The organism is Tepidiphilus sp. J10, from assembly GCF_006980785.1.
Lineage (GTDB): Bacteria > Pseudomonadota > Gammaproteobacteria > Burkholderiales > Rhodocyclaceae > Tepidiphilus > Tepidiphilus olei.
Window position 1 is genome coordinate 97,958 of record NZ_SBHP01000001.1, and the last position, 26,161, is coordinate 124,118.

A 26,161-nucleotide genomic window follows, 5' to 3' on the forward strand; every position below is an offset into this window, starting at 1 on the left:
CGGCATTATAACGGACGGCAAGACCTTCCGTCAAAAAAGAAAAATGGCACGCCCCGTCTCAGACGTCCGCTTCGGGCCGGTCGAGCCCAAACGCCTTGTGCAGGGCACGCACGGCAAGTTCGAGATACTTCTCGTCGATCACCACCGAGATCTTGATCTCCGAGGTGGAAATCATCTGGATGTTGATCCCTTCTTCGGCGAGCGTACGGAACATCTTGGCGGCCACGCCCGGGTGGGAGCGCATACCGACGCCCACCAGCGAGACTTTGCACACCGATTTGTCACCGATCACCTGACGCGCCCCCAGGTCGTTCTTCACCCGTTCGAGAATCTCGAGCACCCGCTTCAGATCGTTTTTTGCCACGGTGAAACTGAAGTCGGTGGCCCCGTCGTGACCGACGTTTTGCACGATCATGTCGACGTCGATGTTCGCATCGGCCACCGGCCCCAGGATCTGATAGGCGACGCCGGGCTTGTCGGGTACGCCGAGCAGCGTTACCTTGGCCTCGTCGCGATGAAAGGCAATACCCGAAATGATGGGCTGTTCCATGTTCTTCTCTTCTTCGACCGTGATCAAGGTTCCTTCCCCTTCTTCTTCGAAACTCGAAAGCACCCGCAAGCGGACTTTGTACTTCCCCGCGAATTCCACCGAACGAATCTGCAGCACCTTGGAACCGAGGCTGGCCATTTCGAGCATTTCCTCGAACGTGATGCGCTCCAGCCGCCGCGCCTCGGGCACGATGCGCGGGTCGGTGGTATAGACGCCGTCGACGTCGGTGTAGATCTGGCATTCGTCGGCCTGCAGCGCCGCCGCGAGCGCCACGGCGGTGGTATCGGAGCCGCCGCGCCCGAGCGTGGTGATGTTCCCCGCGGGGTCCACCCCCTGGAAACCGGCCACGACCACGACCTTGCCTTCGGCCAGATCGGCGAGCATCCGTTCGGGTTCGATGCTCAGGATACGCGCCTTGGTGAAGGCACTATCGGTACGAATAGGAACCTGCCAGCCGGTGTAGCTCCTGGCCGGCACTCCGAGCTCCTGCAAAGCGATGGACAACAAGCCGATCGTCACTTGCTCGCCGGTGGCCAGCACCACGTCCGTCTCGCGTGGATCGGGCGATTCGGACAGCGCCTGGGTGAGTGCCACGAGCCGGTTGGTCTCGCCGCTCATGGCCGAGACCACCACGACCACCCGATGCCCCTGCTGGTGATATTTCGCGACCCGGCGAGCGACGTTCTGGATCCGCTCCGGCGAACCCACGGAAGTGCCGCCGTACTTCTGCACGATGAGCGCCATCTTTCCCTCATGCCAAACTGAAACCCACGATTATAAACACGATGGCCCAAAAGCCCAGCATCGACCCTCAGTGAAATCTGCCACCGTTTTTCACCCACCTCACGACGTAGTGATAAAATCGGCGACACAAAAAAATACGAATCAACTATCAAAAAGTAGTTGTCTTACAACATCAGAAGTTATAAGATCATGGCTCGCTCGAGCACGACATGAGCGAGGCACTTTTCTCCTATCCACGAGTACTGGAGCGAATTTCGATGAAAAACTTTACCGGCAGCGACATCCGCGAACTGCGCAAGAAACTGGGACTCAACCAGTCCCAGTTCTGGTCCAAACTCGGCGTCACCCAGAGCGGGGGCTCGCGCTACGAAAGTGGGCGTAACATCCCCCGGCCTGTGCAGGCGCTGCTTCGGCTCGTTCATGTCGAACAGATCGACGTCAACAAAATCAAGCGGGAAGACTGGGAAGTCGCCCAGTATCTCAAAGCGACCGATCCAGAGAAATTCAAGGAACTGAAAAAAGAAGCCCGCGCCTGGGTGAAAACCCAGGGGAAGTCGAGTACGGCGGCAGACGAGGCCGAATCCGCCGAAGACTGAACGACCCTGCAGCACACGTCGCGAACCGGGCCGCTGGGGGGTCCCTGCCGCGACGAGACCTCTCACGAAGAGGGGCGAGACGAGCGCGCTGGAGCACGACACGACCGGAGCGCACGGCAAATCCGCTCGCCGGCATCCAGGTACCGCCCACGCCCCACATCACGCCATACCGACCGCCGCGACTTTGCATCACGCAAGCCGCGGCGGCTTTTTCCGTTAGAATCCTCTCACCATGCTGATCACCCGACGATTCGAATTCGACGCCGGGCACCGCATCCCCAATCATGAAAGCCATTGCCGCCACCTGCATGGCCACCGCTACGTGCTCGAAGTCACGCTACGGGGCGAACCGGTCACGCAAGCGGGCCGCAGTGACGAAGGGATGGTGCTCGACTTCTCCGCCGTGAAGACCCTCGTTCAGCGCGCTCTGATCGAGCAATGGGATCACGCTTTTCTCGCCTATCGCGGCGACCAGTTGCTGCTGGATGCGCTCGAACGCATTCCCGATCACAAGACCGTCCTGCTCGACGCCGTCCCCACCGCCGAGAATCTTGCGCGCATCGCATACGAAACACTGGAGCCGCGCTTCGCCGCTCTCTACGGTGAACGGCTCTGTCTGGCACGGGTGCGCCTCTACGAAACCCCCAATTGCTGGGCGGATTATCCCGCCGGCTGAATCCCCCTGCTCTTGGCAAAAACCCTGGCGCTCGCGATAATCACGCTATAAAACACACGCACGCGATCGGAGACGGCGATGGAACGACTCGAGCACCCGCTGCCGGATGCGGCTGCCTGGATCCGGTTCTTCGCCGAGCGCGCCGACAAAGTTCCTATTCTCAGACACACCAAGCGTCACCTCGAAGAACTTCGCCCGATCGCGGAAACGCTCAATGCCCACGTCCTCTCACAGGTGGTGCTGCAAGATCCGCTGCTCACGCTGCGCCTGATGGTGACCCTGCAGAAACGCCGCCCACCAGACCTGCGCACGCGCGAGCTCACCACCATCGACCGCATCCTCCTCATGCTGGGCATCCGCGCCTTCTATGCCGAATGCGACCGCATGACGCTGGTGGAAGAGGAGCTCGCCGATCAGCCGCGCGAGCTGGCGATGCTGCTTCGGCTCATCGCGCGGCTACGGCGGGCGGCGCGTTTCGCCCGCGAATGGGCGCTCCTGCGCCGCGACATCGAAGTCTCGGAAGTGGTGGTCGCGGCGCTGTTGCACGACATCACCGAAGTCCTGATGTGGCTCTATGCGCCCCGGCTCATGTCGCTGCTCATCCGCTTGCGCCGCACCTACCCCGCCATCCCGCTCGAGCAGTTGCAGCGCAAGGTGTTCAACGCCACCGAAGTCGAGATCCGCAATGGCCTCATCGATACGCTGGAACTGCCCGAGATCCTGAAAAAGCTGCTCGACGACCACCATCTGGAGAATCCCCGCACGCGCACCGTCTGGCTCGCCACGCGGCTCGCGCGCCATCTCGCGCACGGCTGGGACGATCCACGCATCCCGGCCGATCTCGACGCCATTCAGGAGCTGGTGCACGTCAGCCGCGAGATCCTGCTCAAACAGCTCGGCGCGCCGGAAGAGGTGATGGCGCGCCTACTCGGCCCTACCAACGCCGAAACGCCGCCCACCCGTACCGATGGCGGCGAGCCGTCAAACGTCACCCGCGACCCGCCACACGGCGAATGAACGCTCACCCCTCGCCCGCGGCGAGGGTCTCCAGTTCCGACCAGCGTTCGAGCAGTGCTTCGATCTCGGCTTCCACCGCTATGAGCCGCGCCTTCAGGCCGGCCACTTCCTGCGCCCGCTCGCTGTAGAGACTCGGATCGGCGAGCGCCTCGGCGAGCATCGCCTGCTCCGCTTCCAAGGCTTCGATCCTCTGCGGCAGCGCCTCCAGCTCCTGGCGTTCGCGGTACGACAAGCGCCGCGGCCGGGAAGACCGGGGTTCCTCCGCGGCGGCGATCTTGGTTTTGACGGGCGCCTTGGTCGGACCCGTAGTCGCCGGCGCCGACGCGGTTTCGCCTCGCTGCCGCAGCCAGTCGCTATAGCCACCGACGCACTCTTCCCAGCGCCCGTCGCCGACCGAGGCGATCACCTGTGTGACCACGTTGTCGAGAAAGCGCCGATCATGGCTCACCAGCAGCAAGGTTCCCGGATAAGCGAGCAGGCGCTCCTCCAGGAGCTCCAGCGTGTCGAGATCAAGATCGTTGGTCGGTTCGTCGAGCACCAGCAGGTTGGCCGGCTGGGCGAAGAGGCGCGCGAGTAACAGCCGGTTGCGCTCCCCGCCCGAAAGCGTCTTCACCGGCGAGCGCGCCCGCTGCGGCGAGAAGAGGAAGTCTTCGAGGTAACCGACGACGTGGCGCCGCTGGCCGGCGATCTCCACCGTATCCGAACCGGGACTGACGACGTCGATCAGCCGAGCCTCGGGGTCGAGCTGGGCGCGCATCTGATCGAAATAGGCGACGTTGCGGCGTGTGCCGTGACGCACTAGCCCCGCGTCGGGTTCGATCTCGCCCAAGATGAGTTTGAGCAAAGTCGTCTTGCCCGCGCCGTTGGGACCGATGAGGCCGATGCGATCGCCCCGCAGGATGGTGGTGGAAAAATCGCGCACCACCGTCTTCTCGCCCCAGGATTTCGTCACCCCCACGAGTTCGGCCACCAGTCGTCCGCTCTGCTCCCCCGCATCGAGCTGCAGACGCACCCGCCCCAACCGCTCGCGGCGCACCTCGCGTTCTTCGCGCAGGCGCTCCAGCCGCCGCACTCTACCCTCGTTGCGCGTACGCCGCGCTTCCACCCCTTTGCGGATCCAGGCCTCTTCCTGGGCGTGGAACTTGTCGAAACGCGCCTGTGCCTGGGCCTCGGCCGCGAGTTGCTCGGCCTTGCGTCGTTCGTACTCGGCGAACGACCCGGGAAAGCTCGCCAGCCGCCCCCGATCGAGTTCGACGATGCGGGTAGCGACCCGATCGACCAGAGCCCGGTCGTGCGTCACCAGCACGACACTGCCGCGAAAGGTGAGCAGCATCTGCTCCAGCCGCTCGATCGCGGCGATGTCGAGGTGGTTGGTCGGCTCGTCGAGCAGCAGCACTTCCGGCTCGGCCACCAGGGCGCGGGCGAGCGCCACGCGTTTCACCCCGCCGCCCGAAAGCGCCGCGATGCGCGCCTCGGCCTCCAGCCCCAGCGCCGCGAGCGCGGCGTCGATGCGGTGCTGCCACTGCCAGCCGCCCTCCCGCTCCAGCGCCTGCTGGACGGCGTCGAGTTCGGCAAGGAGCGCCGGCTCGGGAGCGGCCGCCACGCGGCGCGACAGCTCCTGAAACCGCCGCAAGAGGCCCGCCGCCTCGCCCAGCCCCCCGGTGAGCACCTCGGCCACCGTGGCCTGCGGCAGGAAGTCCGCTTCCTGCGGCACGTAGGCTAGACGCAGGCCCGGTTGGCGCCACACGAGCCCGTCGTCGAGCGGCTGCTCGCCCGCGAGCACGCGCAGCAGGCTGGATTTGCCCGCACCGTTGCGCCCGATCAGCACCACCCGCTCACCCTCGTCGAGCTGAAAGGACGCGGCGTCGAGCAGAGGAACGTGACCAAACGCAAGGTGGGCGTCGTCGAGACGGAGTACGGGCATGGCAAGACCTTGAAAAGGAGTCCCCCCGCCAGGAATCGAACCTGGATCTAGCGCTTAGGAGGCGCTCGTTCTATCCATTGAACTACGGGGAGACGGAATGATTCAGCGCGACGGCACTTCCGCGTAGAGGTCATGCACGTCGCAGTCGGTGACGAGGACTTCGGCGAATTCGCCCGGCTGCAAGTTCTCGCCGTTGGGAATGATGACGAGACCATCGATCTCGGGCGCATCGGCGCTGGAGCGCGCAAGCGCCCCCTCTTCGTCGACCTCTTCCACCAGCACCGTGATCCGGCGACCGATCCAGCGCTCCAGCCGCTGGGTGGAGATGTCCTCCTGCCACTGCAGCAGGCGCACGCGCCGCTCTTCGCGCACTTCCTCGGGCACGGCATCGGGAAGCGCATTGGCTGCCGCGCCCTCGACGGGGGAATAGGCGAAGGCGCCGACGCGGTCGAGCTGCGCTTCTTCGAGGAATTGCAGCAAGAGGTCGAAATCCTCCTCGGTTTCGCCGGGAAACCCGGTGATGAAGGTCGAGCGGATCGTCAGGTCGGGACAGATCTCGCGCCAGCGGCGGATGCGCTCGAGCACGCGTTCGGTCGCCGCCGGTCGCTGCATCGCCTTGAGGATGCGAGGGCTGGCGTGCTGGAACGGGACGTCGAGATACGGCAGGATCCTGCCCTCGGCCATGAGCGGGATGAGCTCGTCCACGCTCGGATAGGGGTAGACGTAGTGCAGCCGGATCCACACACCGAGCTCTCCCAGTAGACGGGCGAGCTCGGTGAGACGCTGGCGCACCGGCCGGCCGTCGACGAACCCCGTACGGTACTTGAGATCGACCCCGTAGGCGGCGGTGTCCTGCGATACGACGAGGATCTCCTTGACGCCAGAGTCCACCAGCGCTTCGGCCTCTGCCATGATTTCGTGGATGGGGCGGCTGACGAGATCGCCGCGCAGCGACGGGATGATGCAGAACGTACAGCGGTGGTTGCAGCCCTCGGAGATCTTCAGATAAGCGTAGTGCGGCGGGGTGAGCCGCAGCCCCTGCGGCGGGACGAGGTCGGTGAACGGATCGTGCGGCTTGGGCAGATGGCGGTGCACCAGATCGAGCACTTCGCCGTCGGCATGGGGACCGGTGATCGCCAGCACCTGAGGAAATTCTTCGAGGATGCGCTGCGGCCGGGCGCCCAGGCAGCCGGTGACGATGACCTTGCCGTTCTCCGCCAGCGCTTCACCGATCGCCTGCAGCGATTCCTCCACGGCCGCGTCGATGAAACCGCAGGTATTGACGATGACCAGATCGGCCCCTTCGTAGTCGGGGCTGAGCGCATACCCTTCGGCGCGCAGGCGGGTGAGGATGCGTTCGCTGTCGACGGTGGCCTTGGGGCAGCCCAGGCTGACCATACCCACCCGCGGGGCAGAAAAATCACGGTTCATGGGGTTTGGTCGCCGAACTCGAATCGTGCTCCGCAGCGTCCGATTGTGGGCGGAAGGTGGGGAACATGGCGCCGAAAAGGCCGCGCGTCTGGTTCTCCGCCTGTTGTTGCATCTGGGTGAGGAGCTGGCGCGATTGTTCGAGATAAGCGTTCATCATGGATTGTAGCGCCGGCGCCTGCAGCGAAAGGAACTGGGCCATCCAGTCGGTACCGAGCGGGGCGTTGTCCCCATAGAGTGAGCGCAGCTGCTCCTGGAACTTGTTCTGCATCTCGACGAAGGCGGCGATGCTGTTTTCCAGGTAGCGCCCCATCAGGTTTTGTGACGCCTGTCCGTAGAAACGGATGATCTGCGCGAGCATCTCCGAAGAAAAGAGAGGTTGACCGCAGGCCTCTTCCTCGAGGATGATCTGCAGCAGCACGCTGCGCGTGAGATCTTCCCCCGTCTTGGCATCGACGATACGAAAAGGCTCGTGCGAGAGCACGAGATTCTTCACGTCACCGATCGTGATGTAAGTACTGCTGGCGGTATCGTACAGACGGCGGTTGGGATATTTCTTGATCAGGCGAATCTGTTGCGCATCGGTCATTGCCGATCTGTCCCACAAGGAGGCGGTAACGTTGCATTATACCGCAGCAGCAGGCAAAGGTTCCATACCGCCGCAAAACGACCGGGGCTACCGCCCGACACCGCCAGGTATCGCTTCGGCAGCCCCGATGGGCAGGGCGCCCTTTCGCCGATGCGCAAGGCGCCGACGTTCAATACATGTGCTGGCCACCGTTGATGGCGATGTTTGCTCCCGTCATGTAGGCGGCCTCGTCGGAGGCGATGTAGGCGACCAGCCCGGCGATTTCCTCGGGCTTGCCCAGGCGCCCCATGGGGATCTGCGGCAGGATTTTGGAATCCAAGATCTCTTGCGGAATGGCGAGCACCATCCTGGTGCCGATGTAGCCCGGCGAGACGGTATTGACGGTGACGCCGTAGCGCGCCACTTCCAGCGCCAGCGACTTGGTGAAACCATGCATCCCGGCTTTGGCCGCGGCATAGTTGGTCTGACCGAAGGCGCCTTTCTGGCCGTTGACCGAAGAGATGTTGATGATGCGCCCCCACTTGCGCTCGACCATGCCGTCGATGACCTGCTTGGTCATGTTGAAGACGCTGTCGAGGTTGGTGCGCAGCACCGCGTCCCAGTCGGCCTTGGTCATCTTGCGCAAAGTCATGTCGCGGGTGATGCCGGCGTTATTGACGAGCACGTCCACCGGGCCGACTTCCTGCACGATTTTCTCGACGCACGCCTTGCAGGAGTCGAAGTCGGCGACGTCCGCCGGATAGGCGGCGAAGTCGAACCCTTTGGCCTTCATGTCGGCGAGCCACTGCGGCGCGTTCTTGTTGTTGAGCGAATGCGTGGTGACGACGCGATACCCCAGCTGCGCGAGCTTGATGCAGATCGCCTCGCCGAGTCCACCCATGCCTCCTGTGACCAATGCAATTCTCGTCGTCATTTCCCTTCTCCTCTTCTTCGATGACGCCGCCTGAGGCGGCGAAGTTACACAACGGGTTCGCGCACGAGCGGCAACGCGGGCTCTTTCACGTAGCGGCCCGGGGCAGGCTCGATGGGGCGGTACCGATCGTTGCCCAATGTGGTGCGTGCCGGCACAGGCTTGCCCTTGTACGCCTCCAGCCAGCGCGCCCAGTCCCACCACCAGCTGCCGGATTGTTCCTGCGCTCCGGCCAGCCACGCTTCGGGTTCCTCGGGCAGGGCTTCGTTGATCCAGTAGCTGCGGCGATTCTTGCTTGCCGGGTTGATGGCGCCGGCGATGTGCCCGCTCGCCCCCAGCACGAACCGGCGAGGACCGCCGAGCAAGTGTTGCGAGAGATAGGCGCCGCGCCAGGGCACGATGTGGTCCTCGCGCGCCGCCATCACGTAGGCCGGCATGTCGAGGCGGGTGAGGCTCACCGGCTGGCCGAGCATCGTCAGTTTGTTGGGCACGCGCAGATTGTTCTCGAGATACATGTTGCGCAGATAGTAGGTGACGAACGGCCCGGGCAGGTTGGTGCTGTCGCTGTTCCAGTAGAGCAGGTCGAAGGGTTTGGGCGCCTCACCCTTGAGGTAGTTGTTGACCACGTAATTCCAGACGAGGTCGTTGGCGCGCAGCGCCGAGAAGGTATTGGCCAGTTCCGAGCCCAGCATCAACCCGCCTTTGCCGATCGCCGCTTCGCGCGCAGTGACGCTCGCCTCGTCCACGAGGCAGCCGAGATCGCCGCTCTCGGCAAAATCGAGCAGTGACGTCATGAGCGTGAGGCTACGCACGGGCGTCTCACCCCGGGCACGCGCCACCGCCAGCGCACAAGAAAGCATCGTACCGCCAACGCAAAACCCCAGCGCATTGGGGTCGGGCACGCCGGTGACCTCGCGCACGATCTGTAACGCCCGCAGCGGCCCCAGTTCGAGGTAATCGTCCCAGCCGTAGTGCGCCTCGGTGATACCCGGATTCTTCCACGAGATCAGAAAGACGGTGTGCCCCTGCTCCAGGGCGAAGCGCACGAGGGAATTTTCCGGCTGAAGGTCGAGGATGTAGAACTTGTTGATGTTGGGCGGAACGATGAGGAGCGGACGCTCGCCCACTTTCTCCGTGAGGGGCGCGTATTGAATGAGCTGCATGAGGGGGTTTTCGGCGATCACCGCACCCGGCGTGACCGCGAGGTTGCGTCCGACCTCGAAGGCCTTGTCGTCGGTCATCGAGATGCGACCCTTGTGCAGGTCTTCGAGCAGATTGGCGATGCCGCGGCGAATGCTCTCGCCCTGCGTTTCGAGCGCCTGGCGGATGAATTCCGGATTGGTGGCGGCGAAGTTCGACGGTGCCAGCGCATCGACGATCTGGCGCACGAGGAAACGCGCCCGCGCCTTGGTCTTGCCGTCGGGGAAGTCGCTCTCTTCCACCCAGCGGGTGAGCATCTGCGCGTTGATCCAGTAGGCCTGGCGCAGATAGTCGAAAATGGGGCTCTCCTGCCATGCGGGCGAGGAAAAACGCTTGTCGCTGCGCACCTGGGGCACCACCGGCTCGGCGGCTTCGCCCGGCTGGTGGTGCAGCAGCCGATCCCACAGCTGGGCATGCTGGGCGAGCCACTGCTGCTGCCACTGCCGCAGCTTGTCCGGGTCACGCGCCATGAGCTGCCAAGATTGCTGCCACCATTGCAGGGGGTGGCCCGGAGGAAGCGGGGCACCAGGCGGATTGGGGGAAGACGTCATATTTTCTCCTCGCTTGAATTCATTGTGGCACGAAAGGTGCAAGGCGGCAATAATGCACCGCAGCAAGTGTCATTCATGCAGAGGTGCGCCACAGGCACAAGGCGAAACGGCCGGTGCGCCCGCGTTCGCGACGGTAGGAATAGAGGGTCTCGTCACGAAAAGTACACCTTCCGCTCGGCCGAACTGCGGCCGCGCCCGCGGCGAGCAGCTTCGCCCGGGCGATGCCGGCCAGATCGGCGTGCCAGTGCGCCCCGTCGCGGCCGGGAACGAAAAACCGGGCAAGCGACGGTGCCTGGTCGACAAAAGCCCGACGCACCTCCTCCCCTACCTCGTAATGTGCCGCGCTGATTCCCGGTCCGATCCAGGCCACGAATCCGCCACGGGCAAAATACCTTGCCACCACTTCCAGCACCCCGCCAGCGAGCCCGCGCCAGCCGGCATGCGCCACTGCCACCCGCCTGCCATCGCAAGCGGCAAAGGCCACCGGCAGGCAATCGGCCACCAGTACGGCCAGCGGCACACCGGGCTTCGTGGTGACTGCCGCATCGGCGCTCGGCGGCGTTTCGCCCCAGGCTTCGTGGTCGGCATCGAAGACGCGCGTCCCATGTACCTGCTCGAGCCACAGCGGCATGGCAGGCAGGAGGCGGGCGAGGCGCAGGCGGTTCTCCACCACCGCCGCCGGATCGTCGCCCACGTGCGTGGCGAGGTTAAACGAAGCATAGGGTTCCCGGCTCACCCCGCCTTCGCGGTCGGTGAGCCGCAGCACCACGTTGCGCGGCGCTTCCGGCCAATGGATCCGGCGAATCATCGCTTTTCTCCCCGCAGGGTTGCGAGCAGCCGGGTCATGTCCTCGGGCAGGGGCGATTCCCAACGGCATGGCTCGCCGCTTGCGGGATGCACGAGCGAGAGGCAGCGGGCATGCAGCGCCTGCCGGGAAAAACGCGCCGCCACCGCCCGGGGGGCGTAGAGGGGGTCTCCCAGCAAAGGGAAACCGAGGTAGGTTAGATGCACGCGAATCTGGTGCGTGCGTCCGGTCTCCAACCGGCACTCGACGAGCGTGGCATCGGCGAAGACTTCCAGCGGGCGATAATGGGTCACCGCGGGCTTGCCTTGCGACACGACCGCCATGCGAGTGCGCGCGCGCGGATGCCGTCCGATCGGCGCGTCCACCGTGCCGGATCGTCCGAGACGCCCCGCCACCACCGCCCAGTATTCCCGGTGTACAGTGCGTGCCTGCAGCTGGCGCACCAGGGCGGTCTGCGCTTCCAGCGTGCGGGCCACCACCATGAGGCCGCTCGTCTCCTTGTCGAGCCGATGCACGATACCGGCGCGCGGCACCGCCGCCAGGCCGGGATCGAGCGCGAGTAGTCCGTTGAGCAGGGTTCCCTCGAGATTTCCTGCTCCGGGATGAACCACTAGGCCCGCCGGCTTGTCAATGACAAAAATCGATTCATCGGCATGAAGGAGAGACAATGGCATCGCTTGCGCCCGTGGCGACTCCCCGAACACGAACGGCGGCAGCTTCAACGCCAGACGTTCGCCCCCGGCCAACCGGCGGCGTACCGAGTCGGCGAGGATTCCGTCGATACTCAGCCAACCTTCCTCGATCCATGCCTGCAGACGCGAGCGCGAATGCTCCGGCCACAGCGCCGCGGCGACACGATCGAGCCGCTCGCCCGCGAGCGCAGCCGGCACGAAGCGCACGGTTTCCTCGACCGTGATCACGTCATCGTCGTCCCATTCCGCCTTATAATCGGTCACCGAGTCACTCATGCCCCGATCGCCATCCGCCATGATCCTGCGTTCGCTCACCGCGCTCTTCCTCGCCCTTTCGCTCACGCTCACCGGCTGCAGCCTCATCCCCGAAAAAGCGGACGAGACCCGCGGCTGGAACGCGCAAAAACTCTATTCCGAAGCCAAGGATGCCCTGAACGACGGAAATTATCAACGGGCCGTCGAACTCTATCAAAAACTCGAAGCGCGCTATCCCTTCGGGCGCTACGCCCAGCAGGCGCAGATCGAGACGGCCTACGCCCACTACAAGGCGAACGAACCCGAGGAAGCGATCGCTGCCGCCGACCGTTTCATCCGGCTGCACCCGAATCATCCCAATGTCGACTATATGTATTACCTCAAGGGGTTGGCGACCTTCAACGAAGACCTCGGCTTGCTCGGGACGATCTCCAACCAAGATCTCTCGGAGCGCGACCCCAAAGGGATGCGTGAATCCTACGAGACGTTCCGTGAGCTCATCGAGCGCTTCCCCGACAGCAAGTATGCCGACGACGCGCGCCAGCGCATGGTCTATCTCACCAACGCCATGGCGCGCTACGAAGTGCATGTGGCCGACTATTATCTGCGCCGCGGCGCCTATCTCGCCGCCGCCAACCGGGCCAAGGCGGTGCTCGAGCGATTCCCCGACTCCCCCGCGCAGGAAGACGCGCTGTGGATCCTCATGCAGGCCTACGACAAACTCGGCCTCCAGGATCTGCGCGCCGACGCCGAACGGGTGATGCGCCACAACTTCCCGCAATCGGCCTACTTCAAGGGCGGCAAGAAAGGTCCGGACAAGCCTTGGTGGCAGCTGTGGTGAGCCTTCCTTACTGGGGTTTTCCCTAGGCGGCGGGGTCCTGCCCTGCCGGTGCTTTGCGCTACAATCTGCCGTTACACGGCGCAAGCGCCGAGCCCATCCACCCGAGGAGAACCCCATGTCGATGTCCGATCGCGATGGCTTCATCTGGTACGACGGCAAGCTCGTGCCCTGGCGTGAAGCCACCACCCACGTGCTCACCCATTCCTTGCACTACGGCTTGGCCGTATTCGAAGGCTTGCGCGCCTATGCCACCGAGCGCGGCACCGCCATTTTCCGCCTGCGCGAGCATACCCAGCGCCTGCTCAATTCGGCCAAGATCTACATGATGCCGATTCCCTGGGCGCTCGAGGAACTCATGGAAGCGCAGAAGGAGGTAGTGCGCGCGAACAACCTCGAATCCTGTTACATCCGCCCCATCGCCTTCTACGGTTCGGAAAAAATGGGCGTCTCGCCCAAGGGCGCCAAGGTGCACGTGGCCATCGCCGCCTGGCCCTGGGGAGCGTATCTGGGCGAAGACGGCCTGGAACGAGGCATCCGCATCAAGACCTCCTCCTTCCAGCGCCAGCACGTCAACGTGACCATGCCGCGCGCCAAGCTCGCCAGCACCTACGCCAACTCCATCCTCGCCAACCTGGAAGTCACCAGCCAAGGTTACGACGAGGCGCTGCTGCTCGACACCCAAGGGTTCGTCGCCGAAGGCGCGGGGGAAAACCTCTTCGTGGTCAAGGATGGGGTGCTCTACGAGCCGGAGATCGCCGCGGCGCTCACGGGCATCACCCGCGACACGGTGATCCGCATCGCCGAGGAACTCGGCATCCCCTTCGTGTCGCGCAGGCTCACGCGTGACGACATCTACATCGCCGACGAAGCCTTTTTCAGCGGCACCGCCGCCGAGATCACGCCGATCCGCGAACTCGACGACCGCGTCATCGGCGAGGGCAAGCGCGGCCCTCTCACCACCCGCATCCAGCAGCGATTCTTCGACATCGTCGCCGGTCGCGCGCCCGAGTACGACCACTGGCTCGCCTATCTCTGAGGAGCACCCCGATGAGTACCCCCAATCCGCTCGAGACCGTGCGCACGGAGCGCGAACTCACCGTGCGCGCCGAAGACCTGCCGCTGCACTGCCCCCTTCCCGGCGAGCCGGTCAATCTGCTGCACCCGCGCGTCTTCCTCGACCCCACCGCCGAGGGCGAGGCCGTCTGCCCCTACTGCAGCCGGCGATTCCGCTTCGAAGGCCCTTTACCCAAACACCACTAATCTCTCTGCGAGCCTCTGCGATGACGCTTCCCGACGCCAGCCTCTTCAAAGCCTACGACATCCGCGGCATCGTCGATGAGACCCTCACCGAAGACGTCGCTCGCGCCATCGGCCGCGCCATCGGCAGTGAGGCGCGCCGGCGCCGGGTGGAGGCGATCGTGGTCGGGCGCGACGGGCGTTTGTCCGGCCCACGGCTGGCCGCGGCGCTCGCCGAAGGGATCCTCGCCTCGGGGGTGGACGTCATCGACATCGGCGCCGTCCCCACCCCGGTCACCTACTTCGCCGCCGAGCATCTCGGCACGCGCTCCTGCGTCTCGGTCACCGGCAGCCACAATCCGCCCCAGTACAACGGGTTCAAGATGGTGCTCGCCGGCGAAACCCTCTACGGGCCGCTCATCCAGGACTTGCGTCGGCGTCTGGCCGAAGGCGACCTGGAAAGCGGCGCGGGGCAGCTGCGCCAGGCGGACGTGCGCGAAGCCTACTTCACGCGCATCACCTCCGACGTCAAACTCGCCCGCCCCATGAAGGTCGCAGTCGACTGCGGCAACGGCGTCGCCGGGGCCTTCGCCCCCGAGCTCCTCGAACGGCTGGGCTGCCGGGTCGACGCGCTCTTTTGCGAGGTCGACGGCACTTTCCCCAATCACCACCCCGATCCATCCAAACCCGAGAACCTGAACGACCTCATCGCGCGCGTCGCCGCCACCGATGCCGAGATGGGGCTGGCGTTCGACGGCGACGGGGACCGACTGGGCGTGGTCACCAAACACGGCAAGATCATCTTCCCCGATCGGCAGATGATGCTCTTTGCCGCCGACGTGCTCTCGCGCCATCCCGGCGCCCAGATCCTCTTCGACGTCAAATGCTCGCGCAAACTCGCCGAAGTCATCCGGGCGCATGGTGGCGTGCCGCTCATGTGGAAGACCGGACACGCCCTCATCAAGGCGAAGCTGCGCGAGACGGGGGCGCCGCTCGCCGGTGAGATGAGCGGGCACGTCTTCTTCAAGGATCGCTGGTACGGCTTCGACGACGGGCTCTATGCCGCTGCGCGCCTGCTGGAAATCCTCTCGCGCCACGACGATCCGAGCGCCGTGCTCGAGGCGCTGCCCGACAGCATCGCCACGCCCGAGCTCAACGTCAAAATGAAAGAAGGCGAACCCTTCGCCCTCATCGAACGGCTGCAAGGCTACGGCGGTTTCACGGGCGCACGCGAGATCATCACCATCGATGGCGTGCGCGTCGAATACCCCGACGGCTTCGGGCTCGCGCGCGCCTCCAACACCACGCCGGTCGTGGTGCTACGCTTCGAGGCCGACACGCCCGCAGCGCTCGCGCGCATCCAGGAAGACTTCCGCCGCGCCCTCACGAGCGTGTGGCCGGGGATCGAACTGCCGTTTTGAACCTCATCGGAGGGCAAGCGCCTCGCCGAGGCTCGCTCAGTCGATCTCTCCTACTTCTTCGACATAACGATGGATGATCTGGGCAGCTAGCATTTCGTAGGGAATGCCCGCTTCGCGGGCTTTCCGACGCAGTCGCAGCAGATCCCGCTCAGAAAGACGCAAGTGGATCAAGCGCTCTTGGCTGACCATCTCCTGGGCGTAACGTTGATGACGCGTCTTGAGAAGATCGGCCTCCGAGGCTCGCTCGAGCTTGCCTTCCTCGAAGGCATCGAGGATTTCACGTTCTTCTGGATCGAGTCCGTTCATGTCTTACGCTCCAGATAGAGTTTGGTCGCCTTACGGCTGGGGATGATCGTTTTGAGAAAAATTCCCTCAGCGGATTCGACGAAAGGAACGAGAAAAGCCTCGACACGCGTTTCCCCGGGCTGGCCGTGATCAATACCCTAACCGCTCCTGCGCCCACGCCTTGCCCTGCCCGAGCGCCTCGTCGAGCTTGGCCGGGTCGCCGCCGCCGGCTTGGGCGAGTTCGGGGCGACCGCCGCCGCGCGCGCCCATCGCCTCGGCCGCAGCCTTGACCCAGTCACCGGCCTTGAGGCGGGCGCTGAGCTCCTTGCTCACCGCGGCGAGCACCACGGCCTTGCCCTCGATCACGGTACCGAGCAGCACCGCGGCCTTGGGCAGACGGGCGCGCAGCGCATCGGCCAGTTCGCGCAGCGCCTCGAGCGAGTCGGCCTCCACCCGGCGCACGAGCAGTTTCACCTCACCCGCGGTCTCCGCGGCGGCGGCAAGCGCCATCGCTTCGGCCTGGGCGAGCCGCTGAACGAGCCGTGCCCGCTCGCGCGCCGCCTCGCGCGTCTGCTCGAGCAGGGCCTCCACGCGGGACGGCACTTCCTCGCGCGCCACCTTGAGCGTCTGGGCGAGCCGCTCCAGCGTACGATCCACGCCTTGCACCCAGCGCAGCGCCACTTCTCCCGCGACCGCCTCGATGCGGCGCACGCCGGCGGCGATCGCGCTCTCGGCCACGATCTTCACCAACCCGATGTCGCCGGTGCGCGCCACGTGCGTGCCGCCGCACAGCTCCTTGGAGCTGCCGATGGTGAGCACCCGCACCGTCTCGCCGTATTTCTCGCCGAAGAGCATCACCGCCCCGCTCGCCTTGGCCGCTTCGAGCGGCATCACCTCGGCACGGGTGGGAACGTTGGCGAGCACCTCGCGATTGACGAGCCATTCGATGCGCTCGATCTCTTCCTGAGTGAGGGGCTGATGGTGCGCAAAATCGAAGCGCAGACGGTCGGCATCGACGAGCGAGCCTTTCTGCTCCACGTGCGTCCCCAGCACTTCGCGCAAAGCCTTGTGCAAGAGGTGCGTGGCGGAGTGGTGCCGTGCCGTGGCGGCGCGAGCCTCGGCATCGACCCGGGCGCGCACGCGCTGCCCCAGCGTGAGCCGTCCGGTGCGCACCACGCCGTAATGGCCGAACACCTCAGCCTGAATCTTCTGCGTGTCCTCGACGGTGAAAATCCCCTCCGAGCCGCGCAGCTCGCCGCGGTCACCCGCCTGGCCGCCCGATTCGGCGTAGAACGGCGTGCGATCGAGCACCACCACGCCCTCCTCGCCCTCGGTGAGTTCATTGACCGGCGTGCCGTCGCGATAGAGCGCCACGATCTGTCCTTCTTCTTCCAAGGTCTCGTAGCCGTCGAAACGCGTCGAGGGGCCCTCGTATTCGAGCACCGCCTGCATCTTGAACTTGCCCGCGGCGCGCGCCATTGCCTTTTGCCGTGCCATGGCTGCGTCGAACCCGGCCACGTCCACGGTGAAGCCGCGCTCGCGCAACACGTCGGCGGTCAAATCCAGCGGAAAACCATAGGTGTCGTGCAGCTTGAAGGCGATCTCGCCGTCGAGCTCGCTCTGGCCGTTGGCCTGCATCTGCGCGATCACCGTTTCCAGCAGCGACATGCCGTGTTCGATGGTGCCGAAGAAGCGTTCCTCCTCCTGCTTGAGCGTGGCCTCGATCACCGACTGGCGCGCCACGAGCTCGGGATAGGCCTCACCCATCTCGGTCACCAGGGCCGGCACCAGCCGGTGGAAGAAAGGCGCACGCACGCCGAGTTTCCAGCCGTGGCGGATGGCGCGGCGGATGATGCGGCGCAGCACGTAGCCTCGCCCCTCGTTGCCGGGAATGACCCCGTCGGCGATGAGGAAAGAAGCGGCGCGGATGTGGTCGGCCAGCACCTTGAGGCTGGGCTGATCGCGGTCGGTGCAACCGGTGAGTTCCATGGCCACGGCGATGAGCCGCTGGAAGAGATCGATCTCGTAGTTCGAATGCACGCCCTGCAGCACCGCGGCGATGCGCTCGAGCCCCATGCCGGTGTCGACGCTGGGCTTGGGCAAGGGATGCATCTCGCCCTTGTCGTCGCGGTTGTACTGCATGAACACGAGGTTCCAGATCTCGATGTAGCGATCCCCGTCCTCGTCGGGCGATCCCGGCGGGCCACCCGGCACTTCGGGGCCGTGATCGTAGAAGATTTCGGTGCACGGTCCGCAGGGGCCGGTGTCGCCCATCATCCAGAAATTATCGGAAGCGTAGCGCGCGCCCTTGTTGTCGCCGATGCGCACGATGCGCTCGCGCGGCACGCCGATCTCCTCGGCCCAGATGCGATAGGCTTCGTCGTCTTCGGCATACACCGTCACCCACAGCCGCTCGGGCGGCAGGGCGAAGACCTCGGTGAGCAGCTCCCAGGCGTAGGCGATGGCTTCGCGCTTGAAGTAGTCACCGAAGCTGAAGTTGCCCAGCATCTCGAAGAAAGTGTGGTGCCGCGCGGTATAACCGACGTTTTCCAGGTCGTTGTGCTTGCCCCCGGCACGCACGCATTTCTGCGCCGTGGTGGCACGCTTGTACGGACGCTCCTCCAGGCCGAGAAAGACGTTCTTGAACTGGTTCATGCCGGCGTTGGTGAAGAGCAGCGTCGGGTCACCCTGCGGCACGAGCGAGCTGGAGGGCACGATCGCGTGCCCCTTGCTCGCGAAGAAGTCGAGGAAGGCTTTGCGGATGTCGGAGGTTTTCATGGGATGGGCGTCGGAATGAGCGAGAAATCGAACCGGTTAGTTTAGCCGAAAAGGGCGATCCCGGCTCAAGAAGGACGCTTGAGGAAATCGACCAACTCCTGTTTCCCCTGCTCTGGTTCCGGCCCGACCAGGCTCACCACGACGTGTGCTGCCAAGCCCGCGAGCACACCGAAGATACCGCAGGCCACCGGTTGGATGCCGAAGAGCTGCAGGTCGGGTCTGCCGCCGAAAGACTCGTGCGTCAGGAAGTAGTAGCCGAGACTTGCCATCAGCCCCGTCACCATCGCCGCCAGGGCTCCGGCAGGAGCCGCCCGGCGCCAGAAGATGCCCAGGATCAGGGTCGGGAAGAGGAGCGAGGCGGCGAGCGAAAACGCCAGGCCCACGAGCAGCAGGATGCTATCGAAGCGCAGCATCGCCACCCAGGCGGCGATCACGGCCACGGACAGCAACAGCATCTTATTGACGATGAGGAGGCGCTGCGTGCTCGCCTCGGGCGCAAAGCGGCGGTAGTAGAGGTCATGTCCCAGGGCGTTGGAGATGGTCAACAGCAGCCCGTCGGCGGTGGAGAGCGCCGCCGCCAGCCCGCCGGCCGCCACCAGGCCGACGAAGAAAGCGGGCAAACCGCCCATTTCCGGCAATGCCAGCACGATGCCATCGGGATTGAGTACGAGCTCGGCCAGCTGCAGTATCCCATCGCCGTTGATGTCCTCGAAGGCGACCAGACCGACGCGATACCAAGACACGAGCCAAGCAGGCAGCTCGTCGAAAGAGCGGCCGACCACGTGCTGCAGCACCTCGATTTTGGCGAACATGGCATAGATCGGCGCCGCCAAATAGAGGAGCGCCACGAAGAAGAGCGTCCAGGCGGTCGACTTGCGCGCCTCCGATACGGTGGGCGTGGTGTAGTAGCGCATCAGGATGTGCGGCAGCGCTGCGGTCCCACACATCAGAACGAAGAGCAAGGCGAGGAAATTGATCCGGGCGTTTTGTCGCTCCTGCGGCGTATCCCCGTACCAGGCGTGGCTGAAGTCGCGCGGCGATCGGGCCTGAGCGAGCGCCGCATCGCGCAACCGCCGCCAATGGCCGCGAGCCTCCTCCGGCGTCGACGGCAAGGACTGGCGTTGGTGCTCCAGACGATAGATGGCGCGCGGATCCCCTTCCTCTTGACGCAGCCGGGCGAGCTCACGCTCGAGGATCTCGCGCTCGTGCAAGAGCGATGCGGGCAAATCGTCGATCTTGCGCTGATATTGCTCGGCCCGTGCCCGGTAGAGCGATCGGGCGAGTTGTTCATCGGGGTCATCGCGCCGCTCGGCCACGCCGTGCGCCACCGTCTGGACCATTTTCCCCATGACCAGATGGGGCAAGGGTACTTCGAAGCGTTCGATCGACAGCACCACAATCGGCGCGAGATACGCGACGATGAGGATCAGATACTGCGACACCTGTGTCCAGGTCACCGCGCGCATGCCGCCGAGAAAGGAGCACACGAGGATGCCGGCCATGCCGATGAGCACACCGAGCCCGAAATCCACCCCGACGAAGCGGCTGGCGATGAGCCCCACGCCATAGATCTGCGCCACCAGATAGACGAAAGAAGCGAGCACCACCGCCACGACCCCAGCCAATGCCACGGGCCCGTTGTATCGCGCTTCGAGGAACTCGGGGATGGTAAAACGACCGAACTTGCGCAGATAAGGACCGAGCAAGAGGGCGACGAGCACGAACCCACCGGTCCAACCGGTGACGTAAGCCAGCCCCTCGAACCCCTGATGATAGATGATTCCCGCCAAGCCGATGAAGGAAGCCGCGCTCACCCAATCGGCGGCGGTTGCCATGCCATTGGCAATGCCCGGCACTCCTCGCCCGGCAACGTAGAATTCGAGCAGGTCGGAAGTGCGCGCCAGCATCCCCACGCCGGCATAAAGAGCGATGGTGGCGAAGAGGAAAGTGAATCCGATGGCGCGCGCCGACATGCCAAAGGATTCGCCCAGCGCCAGCACCACGCAAAAGAGGGCGAACCCGATGAAATAGAAGAAATAGAATCGCCCCGCGGAAGGATTCATCGCTCCACTCAATAACGCAGCCGGGCATAATAGGTCTGCTGCGACGCCTCACGTGCCTGGCGCAACGTGACCACGCCCTTCTCGGCGAGCAGCGGGATCATCTTGAGGAAGATCTCTGCCGTCACCAGCGCATCGCCCAAGGCCGTGTGTCGCCCCAGGACACGCACACCGAAATAGTGCGCCAGCGCTTCCAGCGAATGCTCCTGATTCGGCAAAAGGAAGGCCGCCAAGAGCAGCGTGTCGAGCACGGGCTGATCGAAGCGCACGCCGAGTTTTTCCTCCTTGAGCTGAAGGAATCGCATGTCGAAGGCGGCGTTGTGCGCCACGAGCACGGTATCCTGCGCGAAGCGATGGAAAGCCGGCAACACTTCCTCGATCGTCGGCTGCCCCTCCAGCATCTCCGGCGTGATGTGATGCACGGCGATGGAGGCCGGATCGAGAGGGCGACGCGGATCGATGAGCTGCTCGAAAGATTCGTGTTTGAGCAGGCGACCATTGACGATGCGGGTAGCGCCGATCTGGATGATCTCGTCGCCACCGCTCGGATCGAGCCCGGTGGTCTCGGTGTCGAACACGGTGTAACTCAGCTCGGCCAGTGACCTGTCCTCGAGCGCGGTCGCCTTGTCCGACCAGGCGAAAAGGTCGAAATCATAGAATTCTGGCCGTCCCTCCTCCAGCGCCGGTACGGCGGGCGTAGCCGATGGCGGGAGGCGAACGGACTGCTTGCGCGGCAGCGCCAGACGCACGAAGGCGCGATGGCGCGCTTTCTCCCGGTCGAACCACATGGCGGCTCCGTGACGATCGAGCACGTCACGCAAGGTGAGTGGCGAACGCGTTCCACCCAAGCCCAGAGGTTCCAGTTCCCAGCCGGTCACGATCTCGTTGCTGAGGCTGCCGCCCGACCACACCAGGTCGAGATAGACGAGCCGATCGTCGCCGGAAAGACGCAGTCGTAACATGGGCGCGCCGTAGTCCTCGACGAGACGACCAGCGAGAAAAGCAAGTGCCTGCAGCAACGAGAAATGATCGGCCTCGAACCACAGCTCCTCGTCGAGGATCTCGAGCTCGAGGACGACGTCGAGGCGGCGCTTCAGGTAGGCCGCTGCCGCGTGCAGGAGATCCGCCCCGCGCATCGGTTCGAGTGGCCAACGAGCGCGCAGCGCGTCGGCAAAAGCCCGCGAAGCCACGTCGAGGCGCGTGCTCACCGCCTCGACTTCACGGGCGATCACGGCGCGGAAGCGTGCGCGCATCGCCTCGTCCACGTCGGGCAAGTGCAGCATCTCGGCAGCGAGACGGATGTTGGCGATGGCCGCCCGGTTGCCCTCGGTGAGCTCGAAGAGCAGCTCGTTGCGTGAAGCCTCGCGCTCGATCTGGTCGGTGACGTCTTCGAGCATGAGCACATAGCCGCTGATCTGCTCTTTCGCCGCCTCCCCGGCGATCGGTGAGACACGCACCCGGACGAGCGCGCCGGCTGGCGTTGCCGTCACCACCTGCATACTCGGACGAACTTCTCCTTGCTCGAGCATGACTTCGAGGGACTCGAAGACGTGCGCCACCAGATCGGGATCGAGCAGGGCATGGATCGAGCGCCCCAAGCCGATCCAGCCACTCGCAGCCACCGTGGCAGAATCGCCGAAGGACTGCGCCAGCCGGCGCGCCGCCTCGTTGTAGAGCAAAATCCGCCCTTCGGCGTTGCATACGATCACCGCCTCGGCCAATTGGGCCATCAACGCAGCCAAACGGTTGCGCTCTTCTTCGACGGCATGACGCGCCTCGCGCACTCGCGTGTCGAGCTCGGCGAGCAGGCGATCGCGCTCGTCGGCGAGCCGGTTGATCGCCTGGGCGAGCGTCACCACCTCGCGCGGCCCCTCCTCCGGCACACGAAAACCCGGATTGGCCCGGCGCAGCACGTCCAGTCCCTCGGCCATGCGCAACAGCCCCTGGACGTAATGGCGAAAGAGGCGCGCGAGTAAGGCGATACCCAAGGCAAATCCCGCCACGGTGGTCACCCCGCCGAGCGGCAACCAGCGCTCGGCGAGAGCACGCAAGGCATCGCGCGCCTCCTCGGAGGCGTCGGCCCACACCATCGCGCCGGTGAGCAGGAAAGGTCCCGTCATCAAGGCGGCCAGCACCACCACCGCCAGCGCGAAGCGCCAGCGCGCCCCCATCAGACCGTCCCTGGCGCGAGCAACCGCTCTACGTGCTCGAGCAGTTCCTTGGTGGAAAAAGGCTTGGTGAGATAATCGTCCGCGCCCTGGGCGAGCCCCTTGGCGCGATCGATGTCCCGGCCCTTGGCCGTGAGGAGCACGATCTTGCACGCCTCGTGGCGCGGATCCTGACGAAGCAAGCGGCACACCTCGTAGCCATCCTTCTTCGGCATCATCACGTCGAGCAGGATGAGATCGGGGGCGAAACGCTCGGCTTGGGCCAAGGCCTCATCGCCATCGTGCGCCACGGCCACGTCATAACCGGCCCGTTGCAGCAGAAATTCGAGCGAGATGAGGATGTTCTCCTCGTCATCGACCACTAGGATTTTCTTCGTCATCGTGTCCCCCACCTTCGTTGCCGGGTTCGAGCCGTTCGGCGATCGGCACCGTGAAAGTGAATCGCGCCCCCTCACCGGGCAACGATTCGACCCAGATCCGTCCGCCCAGATGTTCGACGATCCGCTTGCAGATCGCCAACCCCAACCCCGTACCTGGCGGTTTTGCCAAACCACCCGTCGCCTGGCGAAAACGCTCGAACACGTGGGGCATGAATTCAGGCGGAATTCCCGGGCCATTGTCGGCCACCTCTATGGCGACTTCCCCCGCCCCCTGTCGCCCTACCCGTATCGTGATTATACCCGCGCCCGCCGGTACGAATTTCAACGCGTTGTTGAGCAAATTGAGAATCACCTGCACGACCCGATCGCGATCCGCCCATACCTTCGGCAATCCCGGCTCGATCGACACCTCGAGGCGCACCTGCTTCTCCTGCGCCAGCGGCACGATCGCCTCGATCGCCTCCTGGACCAAGTCCCGCATCTCGAGCGCTTCGGGCTGCCACTCGCCGTGACCGGATTCCAGCTTGGCCAGATCGAGCACCTGATTGACCAGTCGCGTCAGGCGCTCACATTCGCGCACGATGATGCGGTAGAAACGCAGACGATCCTCGCGCGGCAAATCGGGATCGTCGGCCAGGATCTCGGCCAGGGCCCGGATCGACGTCAGAGGCGTGCGCAATTCGTGCGTCACGGCCGAGATGAATTCATCCTTGAGGCGATCGAGCTCGGTGAGTTTCTCGTTGGCCTCCTGGAGCCGACGCGTCGCCTCCTCGAGCGCCCGCGATTTCTCTTCCAACATGCGAGAATAGGTGCGGATCTGGTTGGCCTCGTCGAGCACGTGCATCACGTCGTCGAAGCTGGGGGTCGCCTCTTCGAGCAAGGTCTCGAGCACCAGGCGCGCCGCTGCGCCGCCGATCGCCCCTGCCAGCATCGTCTCGGCGAAACGCACGAACGCGGCATCGACCTCCAACGCCTCGACCGCGGCGAGACCACGCTCACGGGCATACCCCAGGAGTAGCTCGCGGGTTCTCTCCTCGCCCAGAAAGCGCGCCATCACCTGGGCCACCGCCGGCACCCCGACTCGACCGCGCCAGACGCCGCCGGCTCCGGCACTGGACTCGACCCGCACAAACCGCCTCGCCCCCTGGGCTTCCGCCCCGTGGGGGGGAAAGACGAGGGACAAAAACACGTAGACCAGGGTATTGAGCCCCAGACTCCAGACGACGCTCGCGGTGAGCGGCGCCATCCCCTCGACCCCGAAGAGGCGCTCCGGTTGCAGCCACACCATCCCCCATGGTCCCGTTTCGAGCCAATGCGCCTCGAACCAACCAGACTTGGCAAGCGATGGCAGCATCAGGGTATAGCCCCATACCAGCACACCGACTGCGATTCCCGCAGCAGCGCCCGTGCGCGACCCACCGGACCAGAACAAGCCCCCGAGCGCTGCCGGCGCGAGCTGAGCCACCGCCGCAAAGCTGATGAGACCGATCGATACCAGGGCGAACGACTCCCCCGTGAGCCGGTAGTACCCGTAGCCGCAAGCAAGCACGGCGGCGATCACCACACGGCGCACCCAAAGCAGGGTGCCGGCGATTTCCGCATGCCCCAATTCCGCCACCTGACGGCGACGTACCCACCAGGGCGCCACCCAATCGTTGCACACCATGGTCGCCACCGCCACGCTCTCGACGATCACCATACTGGTGGCCGCCGAAATCCCCCCGAGGAACACGAGCAGCGCCAGCAACGACTGCCCCTGGGCGAGCGGCAGCGCCAGCACGTAGGTATCCGGATCGAGAGAAACGTCAGCGAAGAAAAGCTGCCCCGCCAGGGCCACCGGCAGCACGAACAGATTGATCAGCAAGAGGTAGGCGGGAAACTGCCAGGCAGCCCGATCCACGTGCCCCACCCGCACGTTCTCCACCACCATCACCTGAAACTGGCGAGGCAGCAAGAGGAAAGCGAGCCCGGAGAGCAGGATCATGACCGCCCAGTCGCCATAATGCAGGCCGTCGACGGCATCGAGCGGCGCAATCGCCGTACCGAATCTCGCCTGCGCCGCCTCCACGATCGCCCCCGGACCGGGGAAGACGACGAAAGTAACCCAGGCGCCGAGCAAGAGGAAAGCCGCCAACTTGACCACCGACTCGAAAGCGATCGCGGCCACCAGACCTTCGTGCCGCTCGGTCACGTCGAGATGCCGCGTCCCGAAGAGCGCGGCGAAGATCACGAGCACCACCGCAACCCATAGGCTGCGATCGCTCCACCATCCGGCCGCCGTGGCTTCTGGTACCCCCGTGAGCACGTCGAACGCGAACGCGATCGCCTTGAGCTGCAAGGCCACGTACGGCACCACGCCCACGAAGACGAACAGCGAGACGAAACGCCCCAGCCCTGCCGCCCGGCCGTAACGCGTCGCGATGAAATCGGACACGGAGGTGATGCGCCACTCCTTGGCCACGCGCACCATACGGCGCACCAAGACCGGGGCGAGCAGCATCACCAGCGTCGGCCCCAGATAGATGGGCAAGAACCATAAGCCACCGCTCGCCGCCCGACCGACGCTGCCAAAATACGTCCAGGCAGTGCAATAGACCGCGATCGAGAGCGCATAGACCCAACCGGCGTCGGTGAGGGAACGCCCCAGCCGGGCTTGTCGATCGGCACGATAGGCGACCGCGAAGAGCAAGGAGAGATAGCCGAAGGCGACGATGGCCGCGAGCCACGCAGGCAAAGGCTGCCAGGAAAACACCCCCTCAGCGCTCGGCATCGTCGCGCTCCGTGCCGCGATAGAGGAAGAATGCCAACCCCACCGATCCCGCCCACACGAGGAAGACGTAGACCGCCTGAGCCGTGCCGCCCAGTACGTCGGCCACCGCCGCCGCCACCGGATAGCACCACAGCACCGCCACGATCACCGTCCACACGACGGACCAGGTACGTCGATCGCGAACCATACCACCCTCCTCTTGGTACGTTGCGGCCGCCCCCAGGAGGGTAGACGCCGGCTGCGAGCCCGCGCGCGTGCCGGCAAACCCGCGGCGGTTTCCCCCAA

The 26,161-nt window shown here is 64.9% G+C and carries 22 protein-coding genes, 1 tRNA gene and 1 pseudogene; 7 read left to right on the forward strand and 17 right to left on the reverse strand.

Annotated features, from left to right (window positions below):
• Positions 1–58: 58 nt before the first annotated feature.
• Positions 59–1,294, reverse strand: coding sequence for an aspartate kinase (locus tag EPD81_RS00475; protein ID WP_142803493.1), 1,236 nt, complete (start codon positions 1,292–1,294; stop codon positions 59–61).
• 257 nt (positions 1,295–1,551) lie between these two features.
• On the opposite strand from EPD81_RS00475, the gene EPD81_RS00480 reads away from it, so the two are divergent.
• The 3 genes from EPD81_RS00480 (at position 1,552) to EPD81_RS00490 (ending at position 3,583) form a co-directional block, all read left to right on the forward strand.
• A complete protein-coding gene (locus EPD81_RS00480) occupies positions 1,552–1,890 on the forward strand; it encodes a DNA-binding transcriptional regulator (RefSeq protein ID WP_142803494.1) in 339 nt (112 codons plus the stop codon).
• A 232-nt stretch (positions 1,891–2,122) separates the two neighbouring features.
• The gene (gene queD / locus EPD81_RS00485; protein ID WP_142803495.1) at positions 2,123–2,566 is read left to right on the forward strand and encodes a 6-carboxytetrahydropterin synthase QueD; all 444 of its coding nucleotides are present in this window, start codon (positions 2,123–2,125) and stop codon (positions 2,564–2,566) included.
• A 78-nt stretch (positions 2,567–2,644) separates the two neighbouring features.
• Positions 2,645–3,583, forward strand: a complete 939-nt coding sequence (locus tag EPD81_RS00490; protein WP_142803496.1) for an HDOD domain-containing protein — start codon at positions 2,645–2,647, stop codon at positions 3,581–3,583.
• A 4-nt stretch (positions 3,584–3,587) separates the two neighbouring features.
• On the opposite strand, the gene EPD81_RS00495 is transcribed toward EPD81_RS00490, so the two are convergent.
• The 8 genes from EPD81_RS00495 to EPD81_RS00530 all read right to left on the reverse strand — a co-directional run bounded on the left by EPD81_RS00495 (position 3,588) and on the right by EPD81_RS00530 (position 11,958).
• Positions 3,588–5,507: an ATP-binding cassette domain-containing protein gene (locus EPD81_RS00495; protein ID WP_142803497.1), complete on the reverse strand. Its 1,920-nt coding sequence runs from the start codon at positions 5,505–5,507 to the stop codon at positions 3,588–3,590.
• Between the two features lie 20 nt (positions 5,508–5,527).
• A tRNA-Arg gene (locus tag EPD81_RS00500) sits at positions 5,528–5,599 on the reverse strand.
• Positions 5,600–5,609: 10 nt separating this feature from the next.
• Positions 5,610–6,938, reverse strand: a complete 1,329-nt coding sequence (rimO, locus tag EPD81_RS00505) for a 30S ribosomal protein S12 methylthiotransferase RimO (RefSeq protein WP_142803498.1) — start codon at positions 6,936–6,938, stop codon at positions 5,610–5,612.
• The gene (gene phaR / locus EPD81_RS00510; protein WP_142803499.1) at positions 6,928–7,524 is read right to left on the reverse strand and encodes a polyhydroxyalkanoate synthesis repressor PhaR; all 597 of its coding nucleotides are present in this window, start codon (positions 7,522–7,524) and stop codon (positions 6,928–6,930) included. Before phaR ends, rimO begins: the two co-directional genes overlap by 11 nt.
• A gap of 169 nt (positions 7,525–7,693) precedes the next feature.
• On the reverse strand, positions 7,694–8,437 hold the full coding sequence (locus EPD81_RS00515; protein WP_142803500.1) for a beta-ketoacyl-ACP reductase: 744 nt from the start codon (positions 8,435–8,437) through the stop codon (positions 7,694–7,696).
• A 44-nt stretch (positions 8,438–8,481) separates the two neighbouring features.
• Complete coding sequence (locus EPD81_RS00520; protein WP_142803501.1) at positions 8,482–10,185, reverse strand: alpha/beta hydrolase; 1,704 nt, start codon at positions 10,183–10,185, stop codon at positions 8,482–8,484.
• 73 nt (positions 10,186–10,258) lie between these two features.
• Positions 10,259–10,993 carry a peptidoglycan editing factor PgeF gene (gene pgeF / locus EPD81_RS00525; RefSeq protein WP_142803502.1) on the reverse strand — a complete coding sequence of 245 codons (735 nt, stop codon included), beginning with the start codon at positions 10,991–10,993 and terminating at the stop codon, positions 10,259–10,261.
• Positions 10,990–11,958 (reverse strand): RluA family pseudouridine synthase, encoded by a 969-nt coding sequence (locus EPD81_RS00530; RefSeq protein ID WP_142804213.1) that lies wholly within the window; start codon positions 11,956–11,958, stop codon positions 10,990–10,992. The genes pgeF and EPD81_RS00530 overlap by 4 nt, the downstream gene beginning before the upstream one ends.
• 19 nt (positions 11,959–11,977) lie before the next feature.
• Between EPD81_RS00530 and EPD81_RS00535 the strand changes: the two genes are divergently transcribed.
• From EPD81_RS00535 to EPD81_RS00550, 4 genes are all read left to right on the forward strand, one after another.
• Positions 11,978–12,778: an outer membrane protein assembly factor BamD gene (locus tag EPD81_RS00535; protein WP_142804214.1), complete on the forward strand. Its 801-nt coding sequence runs from the start codon at positions 11,978–11,980 to the stop codon at positions 12,776–12,778.
• Between the two features lie 115 nt (positions 12,779–12,893).
• A complete protein-coding gene (locus tag EPD81_RS00540) occupies positions 12,894–13,814 on the forward strand; it encodes a branched-chain amino acid transaminase (protein ID WP_142803503.1) in 921 nt (306 codons plus the stop codon).
• 11 nt (positions 13,815–13,825) lie between these two features.
• Complete coding sequence (locus EPD81_RS00545) at positions 13,826–14,038, forward strand: zinc-finger domain-containing protein (protein ID WP_142803504.1); 213 nt, start codon at positions 13,826–13,828, stop codon at positions 14,036–14,038.
• A 20-nt stretch (positions 14,039–14,058) separates the two neighbouring features.
• Positions 14,059–15,435 carry a phosphomannomutase/phosphoglucomutase gene (locus EPD81_RS00550; RefSeq protein WP_142803505.1) on the forward strand — a complete coding sequence of 459 codons (1,377 nt, stop codon included), beginning with the start codon at positions 14,059–14,061 and terminating at the stop codon, positions 15,433–15,435.
• Positions 15,436–15,471: 36 nt separating this feature from the next.
• Here the strand turns inward: EPD81_RS00550 and EPD81_RS00555 are convergent, their stop codons facing one another.
• From EPD81_RS00555 to EPD81_RS00590, 8 genes and pseudogenes are all read right to left on the reverse strand, one after another.
• Positions 15,472–15,741, reverse strand: coding sequence for an antitoxin (locus EPD81_RS00555; protein ID WP_142803506.1), 270 nt, complete (start codon positions 15,739–15,741; stop codon positions 15,472–15,474).
• Positions 15,738–15,839: pseudogene (locus EPD81_RS10930) on the reverse strand (toxin); the annotation flags it as partial. The gene EPD81_RS00555 and the pseudogene EPD81_RS10930, both read right to left, overlap by 4 nt.
• Before the next feature lie 31 nt (positions 15,840–15,870).
• Positions 15,871–18,498, reverse strand: a complete 2,628-nt coding sequence (gene alaS, locus EPD81_RS00565) for an alanine--tRNA ligase (RefSeq protein WP_142803507.1) — start codon at positions 18,496–18,498, stop codon at positions 15,871–15,873.
• A gap of 65 nt (positions 18,499–18,563) precedes the next feature.
• A complete protein-coding gene (locus tag EPD81_RS00570; protein ID WP_142803508.1) occupies positions 18,564–20,561 on the reverse strand; it encodes a sodium:solute symporter family protein in 1,998 nt (665 codons plus the stop codon).
• An 8-nt stretch (positions 20,562–20,569) separates the two neighbouring features.
• The gene (locus EPD81_RS00575) at positions 20,570–22,729 is read right to left on the reverse strand and encodes an exonuclease domain-containing protein (protein ID WP_142803509.1); all 2,160 of its coding nucleotides are present in this window, start codon (positions 22,727–22,729) and stop codon (positions 20,570–20,572) included.
• The gene (locus tag EPD81_RS00580; protein ID WP_142803510.1) at positions 22,729–23,106 is read right to left on the reverse strand and encodes a response regulator transcription factor; all 378 of its coding nucleotides are present in this window, start codon (positions 23,104–23,106) and stop codon (positions 22,729–22,731) included. The genes EPD81_RS00575 and EPD81_RS00580 overlap by 1 nt, the downstream gene beginning before the upstream one ends.
• Positions 23,078–25,876 carry a sensor histidine kinase gene (locus EPD81_RS00585; RefSeq protein WP_142803511.1) on the reverse strand — a complete coding sequence of 933 codons (2,799 nt, stop codon included), beginning with the start codon at positions 25,874–25,876 and terminating at the stop codon, positions 23,078–23,080. The genes EPD81_RS00580 and EPD81_RS00585 overlap by 29 nt, the downstream gene beginning before the upstream one ends.
• Positions 25,863–26,063 (reverse strand): hypothetical protein, encoded by a 201-nt coding sequence (locus EPD81_RS00590; RefSeq protein ID WP_142803512.1) that lies wholly within the window; start codon positions 26,061–26,063, stop codon positions 25,863–25,865. Before EPD81_RS00590 ends, EPD81_RS00585 begins: the two co-directional genes overlap by 14 nt.
• Between the last annotated feature and the right edge of the window lie 98 nt (positions 26,064–26,161).